The sequence below is a fragment of the Streptomyces sp. NPDC056948 genome, from assembly GCF_042674225.1.
Lineage (GTDB): Bacteria > Actinomycetota > Actinomycetes > Streptomycetales > Streptomycetaceae > Streptomyces > Streptomyces purpurascens.
The window spans coordinates 1-2950 of record NZ_JBHUQX010000686.1 but is presented as its reverse complement, the minus strand read 5'-3'; the positions used below and the strand labels follow the sequence as shown (position 1 = coordinate 2950).

Here is a 2950-nt window from a genome sequence, read left to right as displayed (position 1 = left end):
CTGCTCCCCAGCGCGGCGGACACGGCGGCCGCACGGGACGCCGTCCGGCAGGCGGCGGGCCGCCGTCCCGGGCGCCCGACCGAACAGGTGGTGCAGGTGCAGATCGGGCGGCTGGAGGTCACCGCGGGCGGGGCGCCGCAGGGCGGTGGCGACAGGCCCCGGCCACGGGACACGGAGCGCCCCCGGGCCGCGGTCAGCCTGGCGGACTATCTGGCCAGGGGGCGCGAGTGAGTGAGACGCGACGGCACGGCAGCCGTACGACGAGAAGGACCAGGACGAGGAGAGGGACCGAGGAACCGACGTCATGAGCAACGCACTTGCCCTCGCCCACGTCACCCAGGCCCTCGCCCTGCTGATCGAGGCCAACCTTCCGCCGGACATCGACATCGCGGTGAAGGTCGAGCCGCGCAAGCCGCCGGCCGACCCGCCTCTCGAGCCGACCATCACCGTGTTCCTGTACCAGGTCACGCCCAACACCTCGCAGCGCAACAACGACCTGCCGGCCCGGGCGTCCGACGGGACACTGGTCCGGCGTCCGGCCGCCGCGCTCGACCTGCACTACCTGATCAGCGCGTACGGCGAGGAGGCGGAACTGGTCGGGCAGCGCCTGATCGGCTCGGTCGTGCGCACCCTGCACGAGATACCCGTACTGCCCAGGGACATCATCGAACTCGCCGGTCAGCGGCCGCACTTGAACGGGAGCGACCTGGCCGAGGCCGTGCAGCGGGTGCGGTTCACGCCGACGGCGATGGACGTCGACGAGACGTCCAAGCTGTGGGGGATGCTCCACCAGACGCCGTACACGCTGTCGGTCGTCTACCAGGCGGTCCTGGTCCTCATCGACGGGCGCGAGACGCCTGTGCAGGCGAAGCCGGTGGAGCGGCCGGAGGTGCGGGTGCTGCCGTTCGGGGCGCCGGGGGCGCCGGTGCCGCCGGCCGCGTCGCCGGGTCCGGAACCCGAGGGCCCGCCCTCGCAGGGTGCCGCTGAGCCGTCCGACGTACCCGCGAAGGCCGTCGTCAAGGCACCGGCGAAGACGCCCGCGAAGGCGACCCGGGGCCGTAAGCCGGCGCCGCCCGCCAGGACCGCGAAGAAGACGGCCGCCAAGTCCGCGAAATCCCCGCAGACCCCGCCGGTGGCGGAGAACACGGACGGCGACGAGGACACGGAGAACTGAGGCCCATGGGAGCGACGGGGGCAGGTGAGGACATGGGAGCGCACGGCACGGCCGCTGCGGGTGCGACGGCTGCCGCCGCGCTGGGCGCCGGCACGACGCTGACGGCCGAGATCCGGCGTGTCCTGGCCCGCGTCGACGCCCATGCGGGACGGGCGGCAGGGGAGGCGCTCGGGGACACGGCCGCGCGCCGCGCCGCGCAGGATAGTCACGAGAGTCAGGAGAGTACGGGCGCGGGTCGCGCCGCGGGCGGAGGCCCGGGCGGCAGTGCCGCGCGGCGTGTCTCGCAGGATCCCGACGGCACCTCCGCGCAGCGTGCCTCGCAGAACCCCGACGGCAGCGCCGCCCGCGACCGTGTCGGTACGCCGCCGGAAGGGCGCGGCGCCACGCAGGCCCCCGTGCCCGAGACCGCCCCCGACGGTCCCGGTGTCGCCCCCCTCGACGCCCTGGTCGCCTGCTTCGGGCTCACCGTCTTCGAGCGTGACCTCGTGCTGCTCGCCGCCGCGCAGGAGCTGGAGCCGACGACCGGCGCCCGGTGTGCCGCCGCGAGTGGTGATCCGGAGCGGGCGTACCCGACCTTCTCGCTTGCCCTGGCCGCCCTGGACGAACCGCACTGGAGCGCGCTGCCGCCGGTGTCGCCGCTGCGTCGCTGGCGGATCGTGGAGCTGGACGACGCGTCGCGGCTGACGACCTCCCGGCTCCGGCTCGACGAACGCATCCTGCACTTCCTGCTCGGCTCGCCCTACCTGGACGCCCGGCTGCACGGCCAGCTACGCCGCACGCCGGTGCCCGACCGGCTGCCACCGTCGTACGACCTCGCCGCCAGCGGGGTCGCGGCCGGCTGGACGGACGGTGCCCGCCCTGACGCGCCGTTGCTCGTGGAGCTGGTCGGGGGCGACCTGCGCAGCCGTGCCGACATCGCCGCCGCGGCCGCCGCGCGAGCCGGGCTCGGGCTGTACGCGCTGAGCGCCGAGGACATCCCCGTCGACCCCGCCGAACGCGACCGTTTCGCCCGGCTGTGGCAGCGCGAGGCGATCCTGCTGCCCGCCGCACTGCTCCTGGAGTTCGGCGAGCCGGACCGGGATCAGCAGGCGGCCACGGAGGCGTTCCTGGCCGGGGCCGCCGTACCGGTGGTCGTGTCGAGCGCCGACCCGCGCCGCACGGACCGCCCGCACGGTACCCGGGTGAGCGTGCCGCGCCTGGACGATGAGGAGCAACTTGCCCTGTGGACTGACGCGTTCAGTGACGTGGCCGACCTGGAACAGACCGAACTGCGGTCCCTGATCGCCCAGTTCGAGCTGCCGCCGCACGTCGTACGGTCCGCCGCGGCCACCGTCCGCCGTGAACTGCCCTACGAGGACGAGCTCGACGCCGCCGGCCTGGCCTGGCGGGCCGGTATGGACGAGGCCCGGGTCGGCATGGACGAACTCGGCCGCCGTATCGAACCGCAGGCCGGCTGGAACGACCTCGTGCTGCACGAGCGGCAGACCGGCGTGCTGCGGGAGATCGTCGCGCATGTGCGCCAGCGCGCCTTGGTCCACCAGGAATGGGGCTTCGCGGCGACCCTGCGCCGGGGCCTCGGCGTCACCGCGCTCTTCGCGGGCGGCTCCGGCACCGGGAAGACCCTGGCCGCCGAGGTGATGGCGAAGGAACTCGGCCTCGACCTGTTCGTCATCGACCTCTCGCAGGTCGTCAGCAAGTACATCGGCGAGACCGAGAAGAACCTCCGCCGCGTCTTCGACGCCGCCGAACGCGGCGGCGCGCTCCTCCTCTTCGACG

At 74.3% G+C, this 2950-nt stretch carries 2 protein-coding genes and 1 pseudogene; all 3 read left to right on the top strand.

The annotated features are described in order from the left end of the window. Window positions 1-231, top strand: a pseudogene (locus ACFTZL_RS43500) (hypothetical protein); the annotation flags it as partial. Between the two features lie 73 nt (window positions 232-304). Then, window positions 305-1174, top strand: coding sequence for a DUF4255 domain-containing protein (locus tag ACFTZL_RS43495; RefSeq protein WP_382595751.1), 870 nt, complete (start codon window positions 305-307; stop codon window positions 1172-1174). 32 nt (window positions 1175-1206) lie between these two features. After that, window positions 1207-2950 (top strand): ATP-binding protein (locus tag ACFTZL_RS43490; protein WP_382595748.1); only part of this gene is annotated, 1744 nt, incomplete at its 3' end.

Coding starts and splice junctions, on each gene's coding strand:
- ACFTZL_RS43495 (WP_382595751.1), top strand. CDS start 305: ATGAGCAACGCACTTGCCCTCGCCCACGTCACCCAGGCCCTCGCCCTG.